Consider the following 18,020-nt stretch of genomic DNA (forward strand, 5'->3'; position numbering starts at 1 on the left):
TCAGGTGTCCCTGCCGGACGCAATCACCTCGGGGCGGCGGATCCTGGGGCGCCCCCCCAATATCCAGTCTATCGGCCCCTGCCGACGAAAACTCCGGAAAAGACACCGCCCGGGCCGGCTTGTCCACATCACGAACAACCTGGGGAAAAGCAGACCCGGGCCGAGAACTTCAGAGCCGTTCCTGCAACGCATCCGCGGCGGCAAGGAGATCCGCCGCCCAGCGCGCTCCCGGCTTGCGGCCGATCCGCTCGATCGGTCCCGACACCGACACCGCGGCCACGACCGTGCCCGCCGAATCCCGCACCGGTGCCGAAATGCTCGCCACGCCCGGCTCTCGTTCCGCCACGCTCTGCGCCCACCCGCGCCGCCGGACCTCCAGCAGCGTCCGCTCGCCGAAGACCGCGTCCGCCAGGATCGTGCGCTGCGTGTGCGGGTCCGCCCAGGCCGCGAGCACCTTCGCGCCCGATCCCGCCGTCATCGGCAGGCGCGAACCCACCGGCACCGTGTCGCGCAGGCCACTCGGCGGCTCGGCGGTCGAGACGCACACGCGCTGGACGCCGTCGCGCCGGTACAGCTGGACGCTCTCGCCCGTGACATCACGCAGTTTCGGCAGCACCACGCCCGCGGCGTCGAGCAGCGGGTCCGTCGAACCGCCCGCGAGCTCGGCCAGTGCCGTACCGGGGCGCCAGCGCCCGTCCGGACCGCGGCGCAGCAGCCGGTGCACCTCGAGGCCGACCGCGAGCCGGTGCGCGGTGGCCCGGGGCAGGCCGGTCCGCGTGCACAGTTCCGCGAGGCCGCAGGGGTCGTCCGCGACCGCCTGCAGGACGGCCACTGCTTTGTCCAGTACTCCGATACCGCTATGCTGTCCCACGACCCGATACTAGCGTCCCGCACTTTGGGAAGTCCAGCATCTGGGAAACCCTGAACTCGAGCTGCGCCCCCTCCTTCGCGGCTCGCACCCGAAGTTCCGCAGGTGCGCGCCCGAGTTCGACGACGAACCGTGGAAGGAGCCGGAGATGACCAGCCCGACCGGCAAGGCCCGCACGCTGGCGGAGAAGGTGTGGGAAAGCCACCTCGTGCGCCGAGGCGAAGGCGCCGAACCGGACCTGCTCTACATCGACCTCCACCTGCTGCACGAAGTCACCAGCCCGCAGGCCTTCGACGGCCTCCGCCTGGCCGGGCGGCCGCTGCGCCGCCCCGACCTGACCATCGCGACCGAGGACCACAACGTCCCGACCGTCGACATCGAGCTCCCCATCGCCGATCCGGTCTCGCGCACCCAGGTCGACACCCTTCGCCGCAACTGCAAGGAGTTCGGTGTCCGGCTGCACCCGATGGGTGACGCCGAGCAGGGCATCGTGCACGTCATCGGCCCGCAGCTCGGCCTGACCCAGCCCGGCATGACCGTGGTCTGCGGCGACAGCCACACCTCGACGCACGGTGCGTTCGGCGCCATCGCCTTCGGCATCGGCACGTCCGAGGTCGAGCACGTCATGGCCACCCAGACGCTGCCGCTGCGGCCGTTCAAGACGATGGCGATCACCGTCGACGGCGAGTTGCGGCCCGGCGTCACGGCGAAGGACATCATCCTCGCGGTGATCGCGAAGATCGGCACCGGCGGCGGCCAAGGCTACATCCTGGAGTACCGCGGCCAGGCCATCGAGGCACTCTCGATGGAGGCGCGGATGACCGTCTGCAACATGTCGATCGAGGCCGGCGCCCGCGCCGGGCTGATCGCCCCGGACGAGACGACGTTCGCCTACCTGAAGGGCCGTCCGCACGCCCCGCAGGGCGCGGACTGGGACGCGGCGGTCGAGAACTGGCGGCAGCTGCGCACCGACGACGGCGCCGAGTTCGACGCCGAAGTGCACCTCGACGCGAGCGCGCTGACGCCGTTCGTGACCTGGGGCACCAACCCCGGCCAGGGCCTCCCGCTGGGCGCCGAGGTGCCCGACCCGGAGGCGATCCCGGACGAGAACGACCGCATCGCCGCTGAAAAAGCCCTGTCCTACATGGACCTGAAGCCGGGCACGCCGCTGCGGGAGATCGCCGTCGACACCGTCTTCCTCGGCTCCTGCACCAACGGCCGGATCGAGGACCTGCGGGCCGCGGCCGAGGTGCTGCGTGGTCGGAAAGTGGCGGACTCGGTCCGGATGCTGGTGGTTCCCGGCTCGATGCGGGTCCGCAAGGCGGCCGAGGAAGAGGGCCTCGACCAGGTCTTCACCGAGGCCGGTGCCGAGTGGCGCCAGGCCGGCTGCTCGATGTGCCTCGGCATGAACCCGGACCAGCTGAAGCCGGGGGAGCGCAGCGCGTCGACGTCGAACCGCAACTTCGAGGGCCGGCAGGGCAAGGGCGGCCGGACGCACCTGGTCTCGCCGCTGGTGGCCGCCGCCACGGCCGTCCGGGGCACGTTGTCGTCGCCGGAAGACCTGCTGACCGCCGCCCGCTGACCACCCGAGGAGCTACCGAACATGGAACCGTTCACCCAGCACACCGGCGTCGGCGTCCCGCTGCGCCGGTCCAACGTGGACACCGACCAGATCATCCCGGCGGTCTACCTCAAGCGGGTGACCCGGACGGGGTTCGAGGACGGCCTGTTCGCCGCCTGGCGCGGCGACGACAACTTCATCCTCAACCAGGAGCCGTTCAGGAACGGAAGCGTGCTCGTCGCAGGGCCGGACTTCGGAACCGGTTCCTCCCGTGAGCACGCCGTCTGGGCCCTGATGGACTACGGCTTCAAGGTCGTCATCTCCGCCCGGTTCGCCGACATCTTCCGCGGCAACTCCGGCAAGGGCGGCCTGGTGGCCGCCCAGTGCGAGCAGCACGACGTCGAACTGCTCTGGAAGCTGCTCGAAAACGAGCCCGGCACCGAGGTCACGGTCGATCTCGAAACCAAGACCGTGCGGGCCAAGGACTTCACCGCGCCCTTCCAGATCGACGACTACGTCCGCTGGCGGCTGCTGGAAGGTCTCGACGACATCGCGCTGACGTTGCGCCATGCCGGTGAGATCGACAGCTTCGAGGAAAGCCGCCCGTCCTGGAAGCCGACGACGACGCCGGTGGCCGCAGGCTAGCCCGGTCGCGGGGCGGGATCGCTTGCGTGACAAGGGATCCTGCCCCTTTCCGGGCTACCGCGCCCGGCCCTCCAGAAGCCCTTGACCGGCCCTCGCCGTGCGGCGGAACCCTTCCCGGGACAGAGGAAAGTTCCGCGCGCCGGTTGGATTTGTGCTGCCTGGGTAATACCGTGTCGCTAGCCGGCCGACGCGGCCGTGGATCCTTCCTGGAGGACTGGACATGGCCAACAAGGCCCAGCTGATCGAGGCGCTGACCGAGCGCCTGGGCGACAAGAAGGCCGCTTCCGAGGCGGTCGACGGTCTGGTCGACATCATCATCCGGACGGTCAACAAAGGCGAAAAGGTCAACATCACCGGCTTCGGGGTGTTCGAAAAGCGCGCCCGCGCAGCGCGGACGGCCCGCAACCCGCGCACCGGCGAAGCGGTGCGGGTCAAGAAGACGAACGTGCCCGCCTTCCGCGCCGGCACCACCTTCAAGGACGTCGTTTCCGGAGCGAAGAAGCTGCCGAAGGCCACCCCGGTCAAGCGCGCGACGACGGCCACCCGCGCGGCGGCCACGTCCCGCACGGCGGCGGCCCCGAAGCCGGCCACGACGCGCGCGACGACCACGCGAACCCGCGCAACGGCGGCAAAGCCGGCCACGACGAGGACGGCGGCGTCGAAGCCGGCGACCACCCGCACAAGGGCGGCGGCACCCAAGTCGACGGCGGCGAAGGCGACGACGGCGGCAAAGACCGCGGCGGCGAAGGCGACCACGGCGGCGAAGACGACGGCCGCGAAGGCGACGACAGCGGCGAAGAGCACGGCGGCGAAGGCAACCACGGCGGCGAAGACCGCGGCTAAGCCGACGGCGGCTCGCAAGACCACGGCTGCCCGAACCCCGGCGGCGAAGACCACCGCGGCCAAGACCACCGCGACCCCGGCGGCCAAGACCACGACGGCCAAGACCACCGCGACCAAGACCCCGGCGAGGCGGACTTCGACGAGGCGGACTTCGGCCGCGGCGAAGAAGGACTGATCGCCCGAAATTGTCGGACCCCTGCGGTAACGTGAAATCAGGGGGACCCCCTGGGGGCGACCCCCTGCTAGACGAGCACCTTTCCGGCAGGGCCCAGCGCGACGTGCGCGGGGCCCTGCCGCACGTCCGGGCCTTTGCGGCAGAAGCGGCCAGCCCGCCTGAAAGGACGGCTCCCGTATCCAGCCAGTCGGTTCGCGTACCGGGAGGGTCGGCTGGCGTACCTGGACGGTCGGCGCGCGGGTCGAGCTAGGGCGCGGGCGAACCGGCGGTCCAGCCAAAGAAATCAAGTCCCGTCTCCGCGAACGAGCTGCGGATGCAAGCGATCCGACTGTGCGGGCCCTTGAGCCGACCCTCCACGTACGCGATCCGGCTGTCTGAGTACGTGAGCCGACCCTCCAGGCACGCGAACCGACTGTCCGCGCACGCGAGCCAACCCTCCGGGCGCGCCAAGCCGAGCGCTCGGGAAGTCACCCGCTGCCAGCACCAGCGTCCCGAACGGACACCGCGCGTCACCCGCTCGGCCCAACCCCGGCCCCGGGACCGGTTCCGCCCAATTTCGCAAAGTTGCTTGAGCGCCCGGCCGAGTGGTGCCACGCTGCGTTCCTCGGGGCCCGCGGGTGGCGCGGGCCGGCCGTGCGCGAGGCGAACCTGGGGGCGACCACCATCGACATCCGGCTGCTCGGCCCGTTCCAAGTGCTCGTCGACGGTGCGCCGGTCGTGCTGACCAGTTCCCGTCAGCGCGCGCTGCTCGCCACGCTCGCGCTCGCCGCCGGCCGCCTTGTTTCGATCGATGCCCTCGCCCGGGGCGTGTGGGGCGAGACTCCGCCCGCGCACATCCGGGGCAGCCTGCAGACCTACGTGATGCGCCTGCGCCGGCTCTGCGGCGAAGACACCGTCGTCACCGAACCGGAGGGCTACCGGCTGGTCGCCGACCCGTCCCGGGTGGACGTCCTGCGCTTCCTCCAGACTCTCGACCAAGCCGCCGCCGCGACCGAACCCGCCCGCCGCCGCGAACTGCTCACCGCCGCGCTCGACGGCTGGGGTGGCGTCCCTCTCGAGGGCGTCGGCTCTCCCGCCCTCGCCGCGGAATGGGGGCCGCTGCTGACCGAGCGGTACCTCTTCGCCGTCGAACAGCGCATCGACCTCGACGCCGGGCTCGTCCCCGACGCGCGGCTCGTCGCCGAACTCACCGATCTCGTCGCCCAGCACCCGCTGCGGGAGTCGTTGTGGGAACGGCTGGTGCGCGCCCTCGCCCGGTCCGGGCGCCGCGCCGAAGCGCTCGCCCGGTACGCCGGGTTGCGGGCGTTGCTGGCCGACGAACTGGGCGTCGAACCGGGCGAAGACCTGCGCCGCCTGCACGCCGAGCTGCTCGCCGCCGACGCCGATCCGGCCGTCCACACCGTCCCGCGGCAGCTGCCCTTCGACGTCGCGGGCTTCACCGGCCGCGGCCCTGAGCTGGCCGAACTCGACCGGCTGCCGCCGGGCGGTGCGTCCGGCATCGTCGTCATCGAAGGCACCGCCGGCGTCGGGAAGACGTCGCTGGCCGTGCACTGGTCGCATCGCGTCCGCGACCGCTTTCCCGGCGGCCAGCTGTTCCTCGACCTGCGCGGCCACTCCGCGGCCACCCCGGTCACGCCCGGCGCCGCACTGGCCGGCTTCCTGCGCGCCCTCGGCGTCCCGGCCGAGAACCTGCCCTCCACTGTGGAGGAACGCTCGGCACTGCTGCGCAGCAGGCTGGCCGGCAGCCGCACCCTGATGCTGCTCGACAACGCCCGCGACGCCGACCAGGTCCGTCCGCTCCTGCCCGGGCCCGGCAACCTCGTCGCGGTGACCAGCCGCAACCAGCTGCGCGGCCTCGTCGCCCGCGACGGCGCCCGCCGCATCGCGCTGCGCTCGTTCGACGACCGCGACGCGACCGCGTTGCTCGCCGGCAGCGTCGGGTCGCAGCGCCTCGCCGCCGAGCCTGACGCCGTCGCCGAACTCGTGCAGCTCTGCGGGCGCCTGCCGCTGGCCCTGGCGCTGGCCGGGGAACGCGCTTCGCGGTTTTCCGGCGTTTCGCTCGCCGGAATCGTCGAAGAACTCCGCGACCAGCGGCTGCGGCTCGACACCCTCCGCGACCCGCAGGACGCCGGCACCGACCTCCGGGCCGCGTTCTCCTGGTCCTACAAGGCCCTGCGCCCGGCCGCGGCGCGCTTCTTCCGGCTGCTCGGCCTGCACCCGGGCCACGGTTTCAGCCTCTCCTCGGCGGCCGCGCTCGCCGGTGTCGAGCTACGCGAAGCGCGTGAACTCGCCGACCAGCTCGCCGCCGCCCACCTGCTCAACCAGCCCGGGACCGACCGCTACCAGTTCCACGACCTCTTGCGCGTCTACGCGGGCGAGCTCGTCGAAACCGAAACCACGGAGGCCGAGCGCGCGGCGGCGCTGCGCCGGCTGGTCGACTGGTACCTCGCCAGCGTCGCCGAGGCGAACAAACTGGTCCGGCCGGATTTGCTCACCGAGGACATCACGCTCGAACCCCCGCCGCTGCCCGCGGTCCGCTTCGCCAAGCACGAGCAGACCATCGCCTGGTACAACACCGAACGGCAGGCCCTCACCGCGCTCGTCGGCATCGCCGCCGGTCACGGCTGGACCGCGCACGCCTGGAAACTCGCCTGGCTCCTGCGCGGATTCTTCGCCGAGCGCCACGACCGCGACGACTGGATCGCGACCGCGCGCACGGCCGTCGCCGCCACGCGCGACGCCGGTGACAGCATCGGTCTCCAGTACAGCGCCAACAACCTCGGCTCGGCCTACCTGCGCACCCTCCAGCCCGACCAGGCGCTCGAGGCGCTGGAGGAAGCGCGCGCCGCGTCCGAAAACGGCGACGGCACCGCGTTGACGGTGGCGATCCTGTCCAATCTCGCCGGCGCGTACTACGTCCGGGCCGAGTACGCCGAGGCCGAACGCCACGCGCTCCAAGCCGTCCACCTCGCGCGCGACCACGGGCAGCGGACGTTCGTGCCGCACGCGCTCCTCAACGTGAGCGCCAGCCGCATCGGCCTGCGCGACTACGACCACGCGGCCGAAGCCGCCCAGGCCGCGCACGAGGCTTTCGCGGAACTGGGCGACCGCTACCACGCGGCGCTGGCGCTGGGGAACGTCGCCGAGGCCCTCGAAGGAGCCGGCCGGCACGACGAAGCGGAGCGGGCCGGCCTCGACGCGCTCGCCGAGCTCAAGAAGCTGAACGCCGACTACGGCACGATCGACGTCCAGATCACCCTCGGCCGGCTGAAGCACCGCACCGGCCGCGCGCACGAGGCGGGCGGCCATTGGGCCGAGGCGCTGACCGTGAGCCAGCGCCTCGGCGACCCCCGTGTCACGGAGGTCCAAGCCCTGCTGGCCAAGATGCCGGCAGGAACCCCCTCGCCCGGAGATGCGCCGTACCCCTAGCCCGGCGCAGCCCAGCGGGACCCAGGACAAGTACACCAAGATCGACTGTCATGCCGCTGTCTTGTGATGACAGCGCTCTCCGGCGCGGCTTTGGTGACGGCGTGCGGGGTCTCGCCGGGCTGGGGTTTCGCACCAGATCGCCCAGGTGGTCCAGGATCGGGGGCGACCCGGCGCCCTCACTGCCACGGCGGGTACCAGTCGCCGGCCGATCACGCGGGTGTGACCCGCTCCTAGCAGACCCGCAGGTCAGCCCGGTGTTGATGGTTCACCGGCCGATGTGATGCAACGCAGCGGTGATCGGGGAGGCCGCAACGGCAGGCACGGCCCTCTCACAAGATCGTGCGGGTTCGACAACCCACGTGAACAAGCAGTGATCGACTTCGACGGAACCCCCACCCTCGGCGGTTTCTGGAGGTGGTTGCAACGCCGCTGCTGGTGGGTGGCGTTCAGTATCTGCGTCATGCGTTCGGCCGGGGTGTCCAGTCGAGGGTCTTTCGGGACCGGTCGTTGAGTTCGGCGGCGACGGTGTCGAGGTGTCTGGCGGTGTTGACGCTGAGGTTGGTGCCTTGGGGGAAGTACTGGCCTAGCAGGCCGCCCTGCTCCCATGTCAGTGACCGGCGTAGTTGCTCGGGCCGCGTGGCGATCTTCGCGACCAGCGCATCCCCGACCGTGGTTGGGGCATAGCCCTCGGACGGGTGCAGCAGCACAATCGGGTGTTGCGTTCGACCAGGCGTCCCAGGTCCAGTCTATCGGCCCCCACCGTCGAAACCGGCCGATCGGGAGCCGTCGGGCCGAGCTGTCCACAGTGCGGCCCCGCTGTGGACTACCGGCTCAGGAGCGGCTGGGGGAGGGGGCCGGGAGGGCGCTCGGGTGGTAGTCCGCCGCCAGGAGCAGGGGGCCTTCCGAGGCCGTCGGCGGGCGGAACGACAACACCCAGAACGAGCCCTTCTTGCTCGGCACCGCTCCGCCGCGCGCTGCCGAAAGCTCCACTCCGTCGCGGTCCGCCAAGGCGCTCACCAGGTCCGGGATCACGCCGCCCTGGCTGCACACCACCGGTGTGCCGCCGTCTCCGGCCACCGCCAGGAGGCGCGCCATGCCCAGGACCGGGTCCGGCCAGTAGCCCTCCTCCGAGAACAACGGCTCGTGGCGCACTTCGCCAGCCAAGTCCTCCGCCACCCCGTGGACGGTCTGCACGCAGCGCAGCCGCGGGGCCGACAGCACCCGGTCCGGGCCGAACAGCGACAGCACGCGGCGCAGCGCCGACGCCTGGCGCTGGCCCGCCTCCGACAACGGCCGGAGGTCGTCGTCGCCGGACCACTCGTCGCGTTTGCCCGCCTTCGCGTGCCGCACCAGCAACAGCGTCGTCAAGCCCACCGGCAGCTCGCAGAACGCCCGCAGCACCCGGACGTCCTCCGGCCGCGTCAGCAGCTTTTCCGCCGCCGTCGGGTCCAGCCAGCGCAGCTCGTCGACCTCGTCGTTCTCCTCGAACTCGCCGGAAACCGCTTCCGCCGCGAAGTAGTCGACCGTCTTCGGGACCGTCCCGGACCCGTGGCGCGACGGCACCGGGTACGCCGTCCGGGCCAGGTACCGGCCCAGGACCGCCGTGAACCCGGTCTCCTCCCGCACTTCCCGCACCGCGGCCTCGGCGATCGTCTCGCCCGCGTCGAGCTTGCCCTTCGGGAACGACCAGTCGTCGTACCGCGGGCGGTGCACCAGCGCGACTTCCGTCGCGCCCCCGGCGACGCGCCACAGCACCGCGCCGGCCGCCCGTACCTCCTGGGTCATCCGGCGGCCCCGTGCAGCTTCGCCAGCTCCAGCTGGTGGTCACGCACGCGCGAACCGTCGGCCGGGAACGGCGACCACTCGCCGCTCGCGGTCAGCACCCAGCAGCGCGTCGCCGGGTCCAGCGCCGAGTCGAAGATGTTGTCGAGCTGCGCGATGAGCTTCGGGTCCTTGACGCGCACGAGCGCCTCGATCCGCCGGTCCAGGTTGCGGTGCATCATGTCCGCGCTGCCGATCCAATGCGTCCCGCCCGCGCGGAAGTTGAAGATCCGCGAGTGCTCCAGGAACCGGCCGAGGATCGACCGGACGTGGATGTTCTCCGACAGCCCTTCGACGCCGGGCTTGAGCGTGCAGATCCCGCGCACCACGATCTCGACCGGCACCCCGGCCTGTGACGCGTGGTAGAGCGCGTCGATGACCTGCTCGTCGACCAGCGAGTTGCACTTGATCCGGATCCCGGCCTGCTGCCCGGCCCTGGCCAGCTCGATCTCCTCGCCGATCGCGCGCACGATGCCACGGCGGATGCCGTGCGGCGACGTCAGGATCGTCCGGTAGGTGTCCTGGCGCGAGTAGCCGGTCAGGACGTTGAACAGGTCGGTGACGTCCGCGCCGATGCTCGGGTCGGCGGTGAACAGGCCGATGTCCTCGTAGAGCCGCGCCGTCTTCGGGTTGTAGTTGCCGGTGCCGATGTGGCAGTAGCGGCGGATGGTCGAGCCCTCCTGCCGCACGATCATCGAGACCTTGCAGTGCGTCTTCAGCCCGACCAGGCCGTACACGACGTGCACGCCCGCGCGCTCCAGCGTCCGCGCCCAGGTGATGTTCGCCTGCTCGTCGAAGCGCGCCTTGATCTCGACCAGCGCGACGACCTGCTTGCCCGCCTCGGCGGCGTCGATCAGCGCGTCGACGATCGGCGAGTCGCCGGACGTCCGGTACAGCGTCTGCTTGATCGCGAGGACCTTCGAGTCGGCCGCCGCCTGCTCGATGAACCGCTGCACGCTGGTCGAGAACGAGTCGTACGGGTGATGCACCAGCACGTCGCCCTCGCGCAGCGTCGCGAAGACGCTCTTCGGCGTCTCGCGCTCGCCGAACGCCGGGTGCGTCGCCGGCACGAACGGCCGGTCCTTCAGCTCCTTGCGGTCCACACCGGACAGCTGGTGCAGGCAGGTCAGGTCGAGCAGGCCGGGCACCTCGACGACGTCGGCCGGGTCGACGTCCAGCTCGCGCAGCAGCAGCTCGAGCATGTGCTCGCTCATGTCCTGCGCGACCTCCAGGCGCACCGGCGGGCCGAACCGGCGCTGCGCCAGCTCGCGCTCGAGGGCCTGCAGGAGGTCTTCGTCACGGTCCTCGTCGACCTCGAAGTCGGCGTTGCGGGTGACGCGGAAGACGTGGTGCTCGGTGACGTCCATGCCGGTGAACAGCTCGCCCAGGTGCGCGGCGATGAGCTCTTCGAGGGGGAGGAACGTCGCCGTCCGGCTGGTGCGCTCGTTCTCGACGCGCATCAGGCGCGGCACGTTGCTCGGCACCTTCACCCGGGCGAAGCGCTCGGTGCCGCCCTCCGGGTCGCGGACCGTCACCGCGAGGTTGAGCGACAGGCCCGAGATGTAGGGGAACGGGTGTGCCGGGTCGACGGCCAGGGGCGTCAGGACCGGGAAGATCTGTTCGGAGAAGTAGCTCGACAGCCGCAGCTGGTCGGCGCCGGCCAGGTCGGCCCAGCCGACGATGTGGATGTCCTCCTCGGCCAGCTGCGGGCGCAGGTGCTTCTCGAAGGCGCCGGTCTGCCGCTCGACGAGGTCCTGGTTGCGCTTGGCGATGTAGCCGAGCTGCTCGCGCGGGGTGAGCCCGTCCGCGCTGCGCACCAGCAGGCCGGTCTCGTCGCGGCGCTTCAGGCCGGCGACGCGGACCATGTAGAACTCGTCCAGGTTGGACGCGAAGATGGCGAGGAACTTCGCCCGTTCGAGCAGCGGCTGCGACTCGTCCTCGGCCAGCGCGAGCACGCGGGCGTTGAAGTCCTGCCACGACAGCTCGCGGTTGAAGTACCGGTCGTCGGGCAGCGTCTCGACGGCGGTGGGCGCGGTGGTGACCGCGGGCGGCGCCGACGGCACGGCCTGGAACTCCTCGGGGCCGCGCGCGTTGCCCTGGGTGGAGCTGCGCCGCCGCGTCGTCGCCGGGGTGGCCGCCGGCGACGTGGACTTGCGGGTGCGCGGCTTGCCGGCGGTGGCACGGGCGGCGGTGTCACGCGCGGTGGACTTCGACGGGACCTTCTTGGCGGCCGCCGGTTTGGCGCTGGTGGTCTTCTTCGCCGTCTCCGAAGATCCGCTGGCCGGGTTCCGTCGCCTCCGCTGTGCGGGCGTGCTGCCGTCGTCTGTGCTCACAGCCCCCATTCTTCACTACGTCACGGGGAATTGCGCAGGCCGCGGTGAAGGTCAGATGAACAGCTCAGCGCGCTACCGGGCACGGATCGCCGAGGTGGGCGGCGGTGTGTTTTCCGACACCGAGGGTGCGGACGTGGGCGAGATCATCCGGGGTGTCGACATCGCTGCGCAGGGTCGGCAGCGGCTGGGACAGGGCGATCGCCCCGGACGCGGCGTGCAGCCGCGCCGAGCCGGGCCCGAAGCGGGGATCGAGGGGCTCGCCGGGCGCGGCGAGCAGCAGGGTGGTGCCGGTGCCCTGGCGATCGGCGACGAAGGCCCGGGTGCCGGCGGCCTCGGCGATGGCGGCGGTGAGATCGACGGCGCGCAGGGCGGGGAGGTCGGCTTGGAGGGCGCCGACGACGGCGGCCGGATCGTCGGCCTTGAGCAGGGCCTCGCCGTGGCGGAAGGCGGCGTTGAGGGTCTTTTCGGCGGGTTCGGTGACGATCTCGACACCGAGTTCGCCCAGCTCGCCCAGCTTGGCGACGGCTTCGGGATCGGCGGCGACGAGCAGGACGCGCCTGACCCGCGCGCTCGCGGCCACGGCGGCGAGCGTGTCGGCGGCGAGCGCCAGGACCAGCCCGGGGTGGCGATCCGCCTCGACGGCACCACGCAGCCGCGACTTGCCGTCGCGGGGGTGTTTCATCGGCACGACCAGATCCACGTCCACGTGTCCATCTTTACCCGAAAGCCGGGGTGGGCGGTGGTGGACGGGGTGGGTTGTCCACAGGTGACGGGTGTTGTGGACAAGGTGGGGGTGGGGCGGGTTCGGGGCGAGGTTTTGTCGGGTGGGGGCGATAGCGTCGAATTCGGGGGTGCCCCTGTGGGGGTGGTGGCCCCCTTGGGAGGGCGGGCTGTGTGTGGGGCGGGCTGTGTGTGGGGCGGGCTGTGTGTGGGGCGGGCTGTGTGTGGGGCGGGCTGTGTGTGGGGCGGGGGAAGCCTCACGACAGGCGAAAGGCCTGCCGAGCACCCTTCGGCCGATCCGCTCCCTCTCGCCGGGCGGTCCGAGCCCGGCAAGCCCGGCAAGCCCTGCCGGTCCGCCCGGTCCGGCAGGCGCACGGCCGAGGTCGGCGGACCGCGCAGGCAGGCAGCACATCCCCCAGCACCCGGCCCCCGAAAAGCACGCCCCCGGCCTGGTCACGACCCACGCCACCGCCGCCGAACCGACCCTCCCTGGACTGGCCGGAACCCGGCGCGGCAGGATCAAGCCCCGGACGTGACGTGTGGAGGAGGAGATCGTGGCCCGGCGTGAGAAGGGCGGCTTCTGGGTGGGGCTCGCCGCCGTACTGTTCTACCCGCTCACCGCCATCGGGCGGCGGGTCTACGTCGGGGCCGAGAAGATCCCCCGGCAGGGGCCCGCGCTGCTCGTCATGAACCACATCTCGCACTTCGACCCCGCCGTCGACGCCGTCTTCGTGCACCGGCAGAAGCGCGTCCCGCGGTTCCTCTTCAAGGAGAGCCTGACGCGCGCGCCGATCCTCGGGCCGATCGTCTCCGGGTCCGGGCAGATCCCCGTCTCGCGAGGTTCGGCCGCCGCCGGGGACAGTCTCAAGGCTGCTCACGAAGCTCTCGAACAGGGCAAGATCGTCGTCATCTACCCCGAAGGCACCATCACCAAGGACCCGGCCGGCTGGCCGAAGGAGTCCTTCACCGGCGCCGCGCGGCTCGCGCTGCAGAACGACGTCCCCATCATCCCCGTCGCCCGGTGGGGCACCAGCCAGATCTTCAACGGCTACACGAAGAAGTTCACGCCGTTCCCGCGCAAGACGATCACCCACTCCGTCGGCGACCCGATCGACCTGTCCGCCTACCGCGGCGGCAACACGCGCAGCGCGACGAAGCTGCGCGAAGTCACCAAGGTCATGATGGACGAGGTGACCCGGCTCCTCGCCGAAATCCGGCACGAGGAACCGCCGGTGGCGAAGCCGGGGGATCCCGCCTGATGCGCGCCGACGTGCAGCGGGTCACCGTGCTCGGCGCCGGATCCTGGGGCACCGCCTTCGCCAAGGTGCTCGGGGACGCCGGCCGGGACGTCACGATGTGGGCGCGCCGGGAGCAGGTCGCCGCGGACATCCGGGAGCGGCACACCAACAGCGCCTACCTGCCCGGCGTGACCCTGCCCGGGAACATCACCGCGACCAGCGACCCGGCGGAAGCGCTGAAAAGCGCCGAAGCCGTCGTCCTGGCCGTGCCCAGCCAGAGCCTGCGGGCGAACCTGACGGCTTGGCGCGACCTGCTGCCGCGGGACGCGATCCTCGTCAGCCTCGCCAAGGGCGTGGAACTCGGCACGCTCAAGCGGATGAGCGAGGTGATCGGCGAGATCGTCGGTGTCACCGCCGACGACGTCGTCGTCGTCACCGGGCCGAACCTGGCCAAGGAGATCGCCGCCGGGCAGCCGTCCGCCTCCGTGCTGGCCTGCGCCGACCACGAACGCGCCGTCGCGATCCAGCGCGCCTGTGCCAACTCCTACTTCCGCCCGTACACGAACACCGACGTCGTCGGCTGCGAGCTCGGCGGGGCCTGCAAGAACGTGATCGCGCTCAGCACCGGGATGGCCGCGGGGCTGGGCCTCGGCACCAACACGATGGCGACGCTCATCACCCGCGGCCTGGCCGAGATGGCCCGGCTCGGCGCGAAACTGGGCGCCGACCCGCTCACCTTCGCCGGGCTCGCCGGCGTCGGCGACCTGGTCGCGACCTGCTCGTCGCCGCTTTCGCGCAACCGCACCTTCGGCGAACGCCTCGGCCGCGGCGAGACGCTCGAACAGGCGCAGGCCGCGGCCGGCGGGCAGGTCGCCGAGGGCGTCATGTCGTGCTCGTCGATCCGCGCGCTGGCCCAGAGCCTCGGCGTCGACATGCCGATCACCGACGCCATGCACCGCGTCTGCCACGAAGGCGTCGACCCCCGCCAAGCCGGCGCGGAGCTGCTCGGGCGGTCCCAGAAGCACGAGTGGTCCTGATCGCCCGAAAGGTGAGACGGCTTGACCGGCCGCGATGCGGCTGGGACTCTGTTCGCATGTTCGCGTACGCCATGTCCGAGTCGTGGGGCCTGATGAGCCTCCGCTCGAGCGTGCGCGCGTGTCGCTGTTGTCGGTGAACCCCGCCCCGGCCCAGTTCGACACCCTTTTCTTCCCGTGAGGACCTTCATGTTCGCCGTTCCGGACAACACCCTGCTGCGACCCGAAAACCCCGCGCTGCGCCACCCGGTGCGCGTCGCCCTCGAGGTCGCCGCCGACCGCGACCGCTGGCGCCACCTGCTGCGGTACGACCCCGACGAGCGCTTCGCGACGCTGGTGTCAAAGGACGAACAGCAGGAGGTGTGGCTGATGAGCTGGCTGCCCGGCCAGCGCACCGACCTGCACGACCACGCGTTCGCCAGCGGCGCGTTCACCGTGGTCAGCGGGCACCTGACCGAAGCCGTGGCGCGCCGGGCGCCGGACGGCCGCGCGGTCACCGAATTGCACGCCCTGTCCGCGGGGCAGTCGCGGGTGTTCGGGCCCGGGTACGTGCACGAGGTCCGCAACGAGGGCCCGGACCCGGCGATCTCCCTCCACGTCTACCGCGACGCCGGCCGCGCGATGCGCCCGTACCACCTCGACCCCGTGGAAGGGCCGGTCCGGGACTGACCCTTCAGTCCAGGTCGCCGCGAGCCCGGAACTCCCGCTCGATCCGGGAACGGTCCGCGCCGGAGGCCAGCAGCGCGTGCAGCAGGATCCGCGACTTCCGCGCGTCCAGCCAGCCGGCCATCGTCGCGCCCATCGCGATCAAGCTCGACTCCGAGCCGTGGAAGCCGTACGTCGATCGCAGCGTCGGGCCCGCCCCGGTCCGCGAAGCGACGACCACCGGCAGCGACGGCACCAGCCGCGCGATCACGTCCGCCGTGCCGGAGGAAACGTGCCCGACGCCCGCCGCGGCGATCACCACACCGCGCACTCCCGGCTGGGAAGCCACGTGCGCCAGCACCGCTCCCGAGTCGTCGAGACCGGCTTCCACCACCGGGACCAGGCCGCCGAAGTCGTCACCTTCGAGGGCGGACGGCCGCGGCGGCGATGGGTGGAAGTAGTGCACGGCGTGCTCGACGACCATGCCCAGTGGCCCCGCCGGTGCCGACGAGAAGGCCTCGAGGTGGCTCGAATGCGCCTTCCGCACCCAGCGCGCCGCGTGGACGTCGTCGTTGAGCGTGACGAGCACGCCCCGGCCGCGGCTGCGCGGATCGGCCGCGACGGTGAGCGCGTTGCGCAGGTTCGCCGGGCCGTCCGGGCTGAACAGACCGGCGTTGCGCATCGCCCCGGTGATCACCAGCGGGACGTCCGACGGCCAGCACAGGTCCAGGAAGTACGCCGTTTCTTCGAGCGTGTCGGTGCCTTGGACGACGACGAACCCGTCGGCGTCCTGGCGCAGGCCCCATTCGCGGCACCGCAGCAGGGTCGCGAAGTCGAGCGACGCGCTGCCGATCCCGGCGAGGGTTTCCGCCAGGACGTCCATCGGCAGGTCGCCGAGCCCGCCGAGCAGCTCGGCCGCACCGAACCGCGGAACGGCGCCGCCACCGCCGTCGACCGGGGCCATCGAGATGGTGCCGCCCAGCGTGGCGACGGCGATCAGGGGACGTGCCATGCCGCCACCCTATTCAGCCGGTCTTGACCGCCTGGAGCGTGTAGCTCGCCGCCAGCCGCGACGGCGTGTCCTTCAACCGCCATTCGCCGGTGGCCTCGTCGTGGACCATCTGCCCGGGCAGCGCGTTCCACGGGACGCTGTCGTGCTCGGTGAAGCCGGTCACGGTCAGGCCGTGGTCCAGCAGGGCCGTGACGATCTCGCCGAGCGAGTGGTTCCAGGAGTGGGTGACGCCGTGCTCGATCGGCCGGTCGACGGCGACGTAGGTTTCGGGCTCGTCGAAGACCAGCGGCTCGGCGTGCTCGAAGTAGGAGTAGCGCGGGGACGCCGGATCATTTTCGTCCAGGGTGCCCAGCATGGGGTGCCCCTCGCGGATGAAGAGCCGCCCGCCCGGCCGCAGCAGCCCGGCGACCACCGCCGCCCAGCGCGCCGCCGAAGGCAGCCAGCACAGCGCGCCGATCCCGGTGTAGACGAGGTCGAACCGCCCGGCGCCCAGCACGTCGACGGCGTCGTGCACGTCGGCCTCGTGGAAGTCGATCGCCGCGCCGGCCGCCTCGGCGAGCCTGCGAGCCTCGGCCAGCGCCGCGCCCGAGAAGTCCAGGCCCGTCATGGCCGCGCCCAGGCGGGACAGCGAAACCGTGTCCGTGCCGATGTGGCACTGCAGGTGCACCGCGCGCAGCCCGGTCAGGTCGCCCAGGCGCGGGCGGTCGAACCGCACGACACCGCTCAGGTGCGCCGGATCCGCCGCGAACCGGGTGAAGCCGTAGTCCGGCGAGGCCGCGTGCAGCACCGCGCGCTCGTCCCAGTTGGCCTTGTTGACCGCGAACGAGTCCGTCACGACGTCGCCGCGCGCTCGGCCGCGCTCCTCAGCACGCAGAACTCGTTGCCCTCGGGGTCGGCGAGCACCGCCCAGCCGGTGCCGTCCGGGTTGCGGAGGTCGTTCACCAGGGTCGCGCCGAGGGCCAGGATCCGCGAAATCTCTTCGTCGCGCGGGATGTCCGGCTGCAGGCACAGGTGGAGCCGGTTCTTCACCGTCTTCGGCTCCGGGACCCGCAGGAACAGCAACGCCGTGTCGTCGTTCAGCTGGAAGCCGACCTCGTCGTTGCCCGGCTGGTCTTCTTCCGGGATCGGTTTCCCGGTGACTTCGCTCCAGAACCGGCACAGCTCGTACGGGTCGGCGCAGTCGACGGAAACGTTCAGGACGGACGACGGCATGGCACTCCTCGAAGACGGGTGCCGCCGAGTCTGGCGCAGCCGCCCGGGGGAGGGCGAACCGTTTTACGGGGAGGCGGGTCCGGCGAACATCGCGGCCCGGCACGTGCGGGCCGTGCGCGGCCGCGATCGTCCGCTCGGAGGTGATTTCGAGGATGCTGCCAGCTTGCATTACCGGATGTTCGGTGAGGTCGGTCAGGTATCACCCTTTCCGGTTGGTTGCGCGCGTCTCTTGGGGGTAACGGTCCTCCACCCGGAAATCCTTTCCGTCTCCGATCAGCGTTTCCCATCCCACGACGTGGCTTCCGTCGAGCCGGTCGAGTGAATAACGGTCGCCGCGGTACCAGATGGCATTCGAGATTCTGGGGCCGGCCTGGTACGTCTGTTTGATCGTGACTGTTCAGGTCGTTTCTGGGCTGTGAACGGGACTGTGGGATGATCTTGTTGTGGGGGAAGGTGTTCGTCCGTCGTATGATGAGCTGGCCGC

The 18,020-nt window shown here is 71.5% G+C and carries 15 protein-coding genes and 1 pseudogene; 7 read left to right on the forward strand and 9 right to left on the reverse strand.

The annotated features are described in order from the left end of the window. Positions 1–169 precede the first annotated feature (169 nt). On the reverse strand, positions 170–871 hold the full coding sequence (locus AB0M30_RS20290) for an IclR family transcriptional regulator (RefSeq protein ID WP_004560682.1): 702 nt from the start codon (positions 869–871) through the stop codon (positions 170–172). A 145-nt stretch (positions 872–1,016) separates the two neighbouring features. On the opposite strand from AB0M30_RS20290, the gene leuC reads away from it, so the two are divergent. The 4 genes from leuC to AB0M30_RS20310 all read left to right on the forward strand — a co-directional run bounded on the left by leuC (position 1,017) and on the right by AB0M30_RS20310 (position 7,521). Further along, positions 1,017–2,450 (forward strand): 3-isopropylmalate dehydratase large subunit, encoded by a 1,434-nt coding sequence (gene leuC / locus AB0M30_RS20295; RefSeq protein ID WP_364585641.1) that lies wholly within the window; start codon positions 1,017–1,019, stop codon positions 2,448–2,450. 21 nt (positions 2,451–2,471) lie between these two features. Then, the gene (leuD, locus tag AB0M30_RS20300; RefSeq protein WP_364585643.1) at positions 2,472–3,074 is read left to right on the forward strand and encodes a 3-isopropylmalate dehydratase small subunit; all 603 of its coding nucleotides are present in this window, start codon (positions 2,472–2,474) and stop codon (positions 3,072–3,074) included. A gap of 220 nt (positions 3,075–3,294) precedes the next feature. After that, positions 3,295–4,092, forward strand: coding sequence for an HU family DNA-binding protein (locus tag AB0M30_RS20305; protein WP_364585645.1), 798 nt, complete (start codon positions 3,295–3,297; stop codon positions 4,090–4,092). Positions 4,093–4,656: 564 nt separating this feature from the next. Next, on the forward strand, positions 4,657–7,521 hold the full coding sequence (locus tag AB0M30_RS20310) for a BTAD domain-containing putative transcriptional regulator (RefSeq protein WP_364585647.1): 2,865 nt from the start codon (positions 4,657–4,659) through the stop codon (positions 7,519–7,521). Between the two features lie 479 nt (positions 7,522–8,000). Here AB0M30_RS20310 and AB0M30_RS20315 read toward each other — a convergent pair. The 4 genes and pseudogenes from AB0M30_RS20315 to cofC all read right to left on the reverse strand — a co-directional run. Beyond that, positions 8,001–8,189 (reverse strand): annotated as a pseudogene (locus AB0M30_RS20315) (IS30 family transposase); the annotation flags it as partial. A 163-nt stretch (positions 8,190–8,352) separates the two neighbouring features. After that, positions 8,353–9,306 (reverse strand): NUDIX hydrolase, encoded by a 954-nt coding sequence (locus AB0M30_RS20320; protein ID WP_364585649.1) that lies wholly within the window; start codon positions 9,304–9,306, stop codon positions 8,353–8,355. Beyond that, positions 9,303–11,684, reverse strand: a complete 2,382-nt coding sequence (locus tag AB0M30_RS20325) for an RNA degradosome polyphosphate kinase (protein ID WP_364585651.1) — start codon at positions 11,682–11,684, stop codon at positions 9,303–9,305. The genes AB0M30_RS20320 and AB0M30_RS20325 overlap by 4 nt, the downstream gene beginning before the upstream one ends. A gap of 55 nt (positions 11,685–11,739) precedes the next feature. Then, positions 11,740–12,381: a 2-phospho-L-lactate guanylyltransferase gene (cofC, locus tag AB0M30_RS20330; RefSeq protein WP_364585653.1), complete on the reverse strand. Its 642-nt coding sequence runs from the start codon at positions 12,379–12,381 to the stop codon at positions 11,740–11,742. Positions 12,382–12,934: 553 nt separating this feature from the next. On the opposite strand from cofC, the gene AB0M30_RS20335 reads away from it, so the two are divergent. From AB0M30_RS20335 to AB0M30_RS20345, 3 genes are all read left to right on the forward strand, one after another. Next, on the forward strand, positions 12,935–13,654 hold the full coding sequence (locus AB0M30_RS20335) for a lysophospholipid acyltransferase family protein (RefSeq protein WP_364585655.1): 720 nt from the start codon (positions 12,935–12,937) through the stop codon (positions 13,652–13,654). Next, positions 13,654–14,670, forward strand: coding sequence for an NAD(P)H-dependent glycerol-3-phosphate dehydrogenase (locus tag AB0M30_RS20340; RefSeq protein ID WP_364585657.1), 1,017 nt, complete (start codon positions 13,654–13,656; stop codon positions 14,668–14,670). The genes AB0M30_RS20335 and AB0M30_RS20340 overlap by 1 nt, the downstream gene beginning before the upstream one ends. A gap of 186 nt (positions 14,671–14,856) precedes the next feature. Continuing rightward, a complete protein-coding gene (locus tag AB0M30_RS20345; protein ID WP_364585677.1) occupies positions 14,857–15,336 on the forward strand; it encodes a cysteine dioxygenase family protein in 480 nt (159 codons plus the stop codon). Between the two features lie 4 nt (positions 15,337–15,340). Here AB0M30_RS20345 and AB0M30_RS20350 read toward each other — a convergent pair whose 3' ends face one another. The 4 genes from AB0M30_RS20350 to AB0M30_RS20365 form a co-directional block, all read right to left on the reverse strand. Next, positions 15,341–16,324, reverse strand: coding sequence for an asparaginase (locus AB0M30_RS20350; protein WP_364585659.1), 984 nt, complete (start codon positions 16,322–16,324; stop codon positions 15,341–15,343). A gap of 13 nt (positions 16,325–16,337) precedes the next feature. Next, positions 16,338–17,159, reverse strand: coding sequence for a class I SAM-dependent methyltransferase (locus AB0M30_RS20355; protein WP_364585661.1), 822 nt, complete (start codon positions 17,157–17,159; stop codon positions 16,338–16,340). Then, positions 17,156–17,536 carry a VOC family protein gene (locus AB0M30_RS20360; RefSeq protein ID WP_364585663.1) on the reverse strand — a complete coding sequence of 127 codons (381 nt, stop codon included), beginning with the start codon at positions 17,534–17,536 and terminating at the stop codon, positions 17,156–17,158. The genes AB0M30_RS20355 and AB0M30_RS20360 overlap by 4 nt, the downstream gene beginning before the upstream one ends. Before the next feature lie 199 nt (positions 17,537–17,735). Further along, positions 17,736–17,924 (reverse strand): hypothetical protein, encoded by a 189-nt coding sequence (locus AB0M30_RS20365; protein WP_364585679.1) that lies wholly within the window; start codon positions 17,922–17,924, stop codon positions 17,736–17,738. Between the last annotated feature and the right edge of the window lie 96 nt (positions 17,925–18,020).

It is taken from the genome of Amycolatopsis sp. NPDC051716 (assembly GCF_040681595.1).
Taxonomy (GTDB): domain Bacteria; phylum Actinomycetota; class Actinomycetes; order Mycobacteriales; family Pseudonocardiaceae; genus Amycolatopsis.